The 7,211-nt window shown below is 72.9% G+C and carries 7 protein-coding genes; 3 read left to right on the forward strand and 4 right to left on the reverse strand.

Annotated features, from left to right (window positions below):
* The first annotated feature begins 30 nt into the window (after positions 1 to 30).
* From WEB03_RS04615 to WEB03_RS04625, 3 genes are read left to right on the forward strand one after another with little or no spacing between them, the layout of a single operon-like run.
* Positions 31 to 1,605 carry an ATP-binding protein gene (locus tag WEB03_RS04615; protein WP_368069795.1) on the forward strand — a complete coding sequence of 525 codons (1,575 nt, stop codon included), beginning with the start codon at positions 31 to 33 and terminating at the stop codon, positions 1,603 to 1,605.
* Positions 1,606 to 1,626: 21 nt separating this feature from the next.
* Entirely contained in the window at positions 1,627 to 3,210 is a 1,584-nt protein-coding gene (locus WEB03_RS04620) for a hypothetical protein (protein WP_368069796.1), read from the forward strand.
* A complete protein-coding gene (locus WEB03_RS04625; protein ID WP_368069797.1) occupies positions 3,207 to 3,641 on the forward strand; it encodes a TraR/DksA family transcriptional regulator in 435 nt (144 codons plus the stop codon). Before WEB03_RS04620 ends, WEB03_RS04625 begins: the two co-directional genes overlap by 4 nt.
* A 414-nt stretch (positions 3,642 to 4,055) precedes the next feature.
* Here the strand turns inward: WEB03_RS04625 and proB are convergent, their stop codons facing one another.
* The 4 genes from proB to WEB03_RS04645 form a co-directional block, all read right to left on the reverse strand.
* Positions 4,056 to 5,177 carry a glutamate 5-kinase gene (proB, locus tag WEB03_RS04630; protein ID WP_368069798.1) on the reverse strand — a complete coding sequence of 374 codons (1,122 nt, stop codon included), beginning with the start codon at positions 5,175 to 5,177 and terminating at the stop codon, positions 4,056 to 4,058.
* Positions 5,174 to 6,658, reverse strand: a complete 1,485-nt coding sequence (gene obgE / locus WEB03_RS04635; RefSeq protein WP_368069799.1) for a GTPase ObgE — start codon at positions 6,656 to 6,658, stop codon at positions 5,174 to 5,176. The genes proB and obgE overlap by 4 nt, the downstream gene beginning before the upstream one ends.
* 118 nt (positions 6,659 to 6,776) lie before the next feature.
* Positions 6,777 to 7,034 carry a 50S ribosomal protein L27 gene (gene rpmA, locus WEB03_RS04640; RefSeq protein ID WP_368069800.1) on the reverse strand — a complete coding sequence of 86 codons (258 nt, stop codon included), beginning with the start codon at positions 7,032 to 7,034 and terminating at the stop codon, positions 6,777 to 6,779.
* Positions 7,035 to 7,113: 79 nt separating this feature from the next.
* Complete coding sequence (locus WEB03_RS04645; protein ID WP_368069801.1) at positions 7,114 to 7,200, reverse strand: hypothetical protein; 87 nt, start codon at positions 7,198 to 7,200, stop codon at positions 7,114 to 7,116.
* Positions 7,201 to 7,211 lie beyond the last annotated feature (11 nt).

Below are 7,211 nucleotides of genomic sequence, written 5' to 3' on the forward strand. Positions count from 1 at the left end.
ACGCGGAAGCGGACCGATCGACAGGAGCGCGTGGTCCGTCCCCTGCGTTCGCTCCGGGTCCGCGTGCCGCTGACCGCCATCCTGGTCTTCGCGGTCAGCCTCGCTGTCGCCACCGGGCTCGCCTACGAGCTACTGCTGCAAGCCTCGCGCAACGACATCGACGTCGTGCTCGACCGCGAGCGCGAGCGCTTCGAAACCTCGATGGCCACCCTCCTCGACGAGGAGGTCGCCGCGCTCGAGGCGGAGGCCGCCCGCACCCGCGAGGCGGCGGCGGACAACGACCCCGCCTCGGCCCCGGACCCCGAACCGGTCGATGGCATCGTCGCGCTCGAACGCGCCGCTCGTCGCTACCTCCAGCTCAACCCGGCCACCGAGTCGTACTGGACCATCATCCGCACCGACGGCAGGGCGCCGCTGGCCTCGTCGAACGGACCCGACGAGCTCGAGCCGCTGTTCCGCGACGATCGGCTCCCGCAGGGCACCCTCGGACGACGTGAGACGATCTCCTCCGATGCCGGCGACATCCGCTCGTCCGCCGCACCGATCGTGCTCGGCGGAGAGCCGGTCGGCAGCTACCAGATCGTCGCGCCGCTGGCCCCCGTCCGGGCCGAGGCGCTCACGGCCGCTGGGCTGGTCGCCGCCTCGGCAGCGGTATCGCTGATCATCGGCGCGCTGCTGCTGTCCACGGCGCTGTGGCGCTCCCTGTCCCCGCTGCTGACCCTCGCGACGGCCGCTCGAGCCATCGAACTGCGCCGGCTGAACGCGCGTGTCGAGGTCCCCGAGACCGACGACGAGGTGGGGATCCTCGCCCACGAGTTCAACTCGATGCTCGAGCGGCTCGAGCGGGCATCCAGCGGCCAGACCGAGTTCATGGCGTCGATCTCGCACGAGCTGCGCACCCCGATCACGATCGCCCGTGGCCACCTCGAGATGCTGCACACCATCGACCGGGACGACACCGAGGCGCTCCGGGAGACCATCGAGGTCGTGGAGGACGAACTCCACCGGATGGGCCGGCTCGTCGAGGACCTGATGGCCATCGCCCGCTCCGAGATGGAGGGGTTCGTCCGCCCACGCGCTCTCGAACTCGTCGCGTTCTTCGAGGACCTCGAGCTGAAGGTCGCCGGTCTCAGGATCGAGGACATCCGCATCGAACCGCCGCCGCCGGTGGTGCTGGCGGCCGACCCCGACCGGCTCGCCCAGGCGGTGCTCAACCTCGTGGCCAACGCCGCCGTGCACACCCCCGACGGCACCCGCATCGAGGTCCGCGCCGCCGAAGCTCCCGGCGAGGTCGTGCTCATCGTGAGCGACCAGGGTCCGGGCATCCCGGCCTCCATCCGCGACGAGGTCTTCGCCCCCTTCGTCCGGGCGGGTGACGCCCCGAGCTCCACCGGTCTCGGCCTCGCGGTGGTCCAGGCGGTCATCGACGCGCACGGCGGCCACGTCGAGCTCGACACCGGCGTCCACGGCACCCGGTTCGAGCTGCACCTCCCTCACGAACCTCCCCCCTCCGATGACGCCGGATCCGTGGGCGGTGTCACGACGGACGGGTCCCACGCCGGATCGGCGCCGCCAGCGGTGCACGACGGCACGCACGTGACCTGAGCGGCTACCTACCCTGCCGTCATGACCCTCCGCCCGCTGCTGCTCGCTGCCCTCGCCGGCGCCCTCGTCGTCGGGTTGCTCGTCACCTCCACCGTCGCCGTCGTCCAGGCACGTCGCGTCGCCACCGAGGCCGCCCGCGCCGACGATCTGGCTGCCCGGGTCGCCGAGCTCGAACGACAGGTCGACCGGTTGGAGGCCGAGGGGAACAGCTCGGACCCGCTCGGTGGGCTCCTCGACGGGCTGCTCGACGGCGGCACGCTCGACGGCCTGCTCGGTGGCGGCGGCGACCTCGACGGGTTGCTGGACGGGTTGCTGTCCGGGATCACCGGCGAGGTACCGGGCGTCCGCTGCCTCACCCCCGAGGGCGGCGGTGGTATCGGCGGACTGCTCGACGGCGGGCTCGGGGACCTGTTCGGGGGTGGCGACGAGGTGCCCTCCGATCCCGACCTCCTCGTCGAGACGATCACCGACCAGGTCGAGCAACTCCGGGAGCGCACCCTCGACCGTGACGTCGACGTGGCGTTCCTCGACGACGATGAGCTGCTCGCCGACCTCGAGCGGCTGCTCGACGAGGACGTGGACCCCCACGAGCTGGCGGCCCATACCGACGTGCTCGTCGCGCTCCGAGCGATCCCCGAGGGCAGCGACCTCGCCGCGATGCAACGCGAGCTGCTCGAGGGGCAGGTCGCCGGCTACTACGCCACCGAGGAGGCACGGTTGGTCGTGCGGACCCCGGAAGGAGAGATCCGCCCCCTCGACCGGGTCACCCTCGCGCACGAGCTCGGCCACGCGCTCGTGGACCAGGTCGTCGGCCTGCCCGACCTCGAGGACGTCGACACCGACGCAGCGCTCGCCCAGCTGGCGGTCGTCGAGGGTGACGCCACGCTGCTGATGAACCTCTGGACCCTCGAGCACCTGTCGCTGACCGACCAGCTCGGGATGCTCGGTGCCGGGGATCTCGCCGGCCAGCAGGCCCAGCTCGAGGCCTTCCCCCACCACCTCCAGCGCGAGCTCATCTTCCCCTACACCGCCGGGCTCGACCTGATCTGCGACCGCTGGCTCGAGGGCGGGTGGGACGCGGTCGACGAGGCGTACGCGGAGCCGCCACTCACCTCGGCCGGCGTGCTCTTCCCCGACCGCGCGGCCGACCGTCCGGTCGCCGTCCCCGGCCTCACACCTCCCCCGGGTGGGACCGCCCGACACGACGACACCTTCGGCGCCGCCGAGCTGCTGTGGCTGTTCGAGGCACCCGGCGGCGACACCGACGCCGCCATCGCCGATCCGGCCGCGAGCACCGCCGCGTGGGCCGGCGGTGAGGTCCGCCTCTGGGACGTCGGCGGTGATCCCGTCGTCGGGCTCAGCCTGGCCGACCGTGATGCTGGCGATCCGCCGTTGTGCGACTCGGTGACCGAGTGGTTCACGGCGGCCGCACCGGACGCCACCCGTTCCGGCTCGGGTTCCGCTTCCGGTTCGGGGTCCGGCGTCGAGGTGCGGTTCGTCGAGGCCGGGTCCGCGACCGTCATCCGCTGCGACGCCGACGGCGTGCGCCTGGCCGTCGCGCCCAGCGAGGCGATCGCGACCAGCGTCGTCGGTACCCGCCGGTGAGCTCTTCAGAGCGCGACCTCGGTTCGCAGGACGGGCTCGGTTCGCAGGACGGGCTCGGTCCGCAGGACGGGCTCGGTCCGCAGGACGCCTTCGGTTCGCAGGACGGACTCGCGGCGCGTGTCGCTGCGGATCGGGATCGGGCTCGAGCGCGCATCGCCGCGCTCGAGCGTGACCTCGCCGTCCTGTTCGAGGCCACCGAGGACTCCCCCGACGACGAGCACGACCCCGAGGGCGCGACCATCGGCTTCGAGCGTGCCCAGGTGACCTCGCTGCTCGCCGCCGCCCACGCCCACCTCGCCGAGCTCGACGAGATCGCCGGTCGGGTCGCCGACAGCACGTACGGCAGCTGCGAGGCGTGCGGCGTGCCCATCAGCGCCGAACGCTTGGCGGCCCGCCCCACCGCCCGCCGCTGCATCGCCTGCGCCACCTGACCGGCGTCCGCTTCTCCTCCGTCCGCTCCGCCCTCGGCAGCAGCACCGCTGACGCCCTCGAAGGCAGCATCGGCACCTGCGACCAGGCGGGCTGGCGAGGGGGTGTCACGTGAGAGCGTCGCTGTCGCGCCAGGTCGTCACCGATGAGCGGGTCGCGTGACATCGACCATCTCCCGCGACACCGAGGTGGCCGCTGCACTGGCCCCGGGCCGGTGAGCGAGCCGGGGATCAGTGCGCTTCGGCAGGTGGGAGCGGGATCGGGGCGTTGGCCAGCTCCCGCAGCTCGGCGGTCGCGTCGGGTGGGCAGACCTCGATCGGGATGCGCGCCTCGATCCGTCGCACCTTGTCCGAGCCGCGGGGTGGGCCGTCCGGTCGGACCCACCGCGCGCTGCACGCCGCTCAGCGTCCGGTGGGTCAGCCGAGGACGGCGAGGTCGTCGCGGTGGATGACCTCTCGGGCGAAGTGCGGGCCCAGCTCTGCCGCGGCGTCCTTGGTCGATCTGCCAGCGACCTGCGCGATGTCGCCGACGTCGTAGTTCGACAGCCCGCGTGCGACGACGACCCCGTCGGGATCGATCACCTCGACCGCATCGCCGACCGCGAAGGACCCCGACGCGCGGGTCACCCCGACGGCCAGCAGCGAGGTACCTCGTCGACGCAACGCGTCGGCAGCACCCGCGTCGACGTGGACCCGACCGCGGACCGTCAGCGCGAAACCGATCCACAGCCGACGCGCCTCGATGCGCTTGTCCGACCGGACGAACCAGGTGCCGACCTCATCGCCAGCGAGGACGTCAGCGAGCACGCCGGGTCGCCGCGCATCGGCGACGACCGCGTCGCACGCGCTGCGGACCGCGACGCGCGCCGACTCCACCTTGGTGCGCATCCCCCCGGAGCCGACGAACGAGCCGGTGCCGCCGATGACGGACCGGTCGAGGGCATCGACGTCGTCCACGCGCGAGATGACCGGCGCGTCGGGGTGACGGCGTGGGTCACCCGCGTGCAGCCCGGCGACGTCGGAGAGCAGGACGAGCAGGTTCGCCTCGAGCATCGACGCCACGAGCGCAGCGAGGTGGTCGTTGTCGCCGTAGGACAGCTCGTCGGTGGCGACCGCGTCGTTCTCGTTGATGATCGGGACGGCGCCGAGGTCGAGCAGCCGCTGCAGCGAGGTGCGGGCGTGCAGGTACCGGGTGCGGCGGACGAAGACGTCCTGGGTCAACAGGACCTGACCGGCGGCGAGGTCCGCACGTTCGAAGACGCGCTGGTAGGCCTGGATCAGCTCGCTCTGCCCGATCGCGGCGCACGCTTGCAGCGTCGGCAGGTCGACCGGCCGGCGTTCGAGGCCGAGCAGCCCCATGCCGGCGGCGACCGCCCCCGACGAGACCAGCACCACCCGCGTCCCCGCCGCTCGGGCCGCGACGACCTGCTCAGCGACGTTCGCGACCTGGTCGCGGTCGAGCCGACCGTCGGCGCCGCGCAGCGACGACGAGCCGACCTTCACCACGGCCAGCTCGGGCCGGGGGAACCGGGCGCTCACGACGGTGCCTCCTCGCCCTCGGGCACAGCCTCGACGAGCTCGCTGTCGAACTCGTCAGCCTCCCCGGCGAGGATCGCCTCGCGCTCCTCGGGCGGCAGGTCGTCGATGTCGGCCTCGAAGTCGAAGACCAGCTCACCGATGACGACATCGTCGCCGTCGCGGGCGCCGGCCTTGATGAGGGCGGCCTCGACGCCGGCACGCCGGAGCCGTCCCTGCAGGTAGCGGACGGCGTCGCGCTCGGTCAGCGGCAGCATCTGGACCCAGCGCTCGACCCGCTCGCCGCGCACCACGTACGCGCCGGTGTCGTCGCGACCGACCGAGAAATCGCGCTCGTCGCGGCGCAGCGGTCGCAGGACCACCTCGTCGCGTTCGTCGGGGGCGACGGTCCGCAGGCCGACGCGGGCACGCTCGGCGGCCACGAGCTCGCCGAGCCGGTAGCGGAGCGCGTCGAGCCCGGCCCCGGTGATGGCCGACACCTCGAGGACATCGACGTACCGGTCCTGCGGCTCCTCCCACTCCTCGACGGGCTCGGAGCTGGGCAGGCTCTCGGCGAGCTGGTCGCGGACGAGGTCGGCCATCGCCTGACCGTCGGGCAGGTCCATCTTGTTGAGGACGATCAGCTGCGGCCGCTCGAGCAGCGACGGATCGTGCTTGGCGAGCTCGGCACGGAGGATGGCCAGGTCGCGGACGGGGTCGCGATCCGGCTCGAACGGGGACGCGTCGAGCACGTGCAGGAGGACCAGGCAGCGCTCGATGTGGCGCAGGAAGCGGATGCCGAGGCCCTTGCCCTCCGCGGCGCCCTCGATGAGCCCCGGGACGTCGGCCAGGACCACGTCGATCGGGGAGCCGTCAGCCGCCTCGCCACCGCGCATCAGGCCGAGGTGGGGGGTGAGGGTCGTGAACGGCCACGCTTCGACGCGCGGTGTGGCAGCGGAGAGCCGGCCGACCAGCGACGACTTGCCAGCGGAGGGGAAGCCGACCAGTCCGACGTCGGCGATGAGCTTGAGTTCGAGCCGGAGCGAACGGTCGCGGGTCTTCTCGCCCCGCTCGGCGAAGCGTGGCAGGCGGCGGTGGCGGGTCGCGAAGGCGATGTTGCCGCGACCGCCGCGACCGCCGGGGGCAGCCAGGTACCGGTCGCCGGGGTGGACCAGATCGGCGAGGACCGCACCCGAGTCGCGGTCGCGCACGACGGTGCCCACGGGGACGGCCACGACCCTGTCCGCGCCCCAGGCCCCGTCCTTGCCCATACCGGCGCCGTGGGCACCGTCGCCGCCGCGGATGTGCGGGCTGCGGTGCAGATCGAGCAGCGAGGCGACCCGTTCCTCGGCGACGAAGACGACGTCACCACCGCGGCCGCCGTCACCACCGTCAGGACCACCACGGGGCACGTGGGATTCCCGGCGGAACGAGACCGACCCGTTGCCGCCGAGCCCCCCGCGCACGTGCACGGTGCACTCGTCGACGAAGCTCGGGGTCTCCACGGGGATCCTCGGTGCGGTCGGTGCTCGCGGGGGCGGGAACGACGGAGGGCGGCCCGGAGGCCGCCCTACCGCTGTGTGCGACGCCCAGGGTGACCGCCACCCCGAACGCGGGGTGGAGTCAGGCGTCGACCGGGTCGACGTTGGCGGTGGTCCGCTTGCCGCTCTTGCGGAAGCGCACCGAGCCGTCGACGAGGGCGAAGAGGGTGTCGTCACCGCCACGGCCGACGTTCTCGCCGGGGTGGATCTTGGTGCCCCGCTGGCGCATGATGATGCCGCCGGCGCGGATGGTCTCGCCGCCGTACTTCTTCACGCCGAGGCGCTGTGCGTTGGAGTCGCGACCGTTGTTGGACGAGCCGCCGCCCTTCTTGTGCGCCATGTGAAGTTCCTCCTCGTCCGTCCCGCCGCGGCGGTCCGGATGCGCTCTCGCCGCACCCCGTCGGGGGCGGCTGGGGTCGTCAGATCGTGTCGATCCGGATGGTCGTCTGCGGCTGGCGGTGCCCGCGCCGCTTGTGCTGCCGCGACTTGTTCTTGTAGGTGAACACGCGGATGTACT

Source organism: Nitriliruptor sp. (genome assembly GCF_040882075.1).
GTDB lineage: Bacteria > Actinomycetota > Nitriliruptoria > Nitriliruptorales > Nitriliruptoraceae > Nitriliruptor.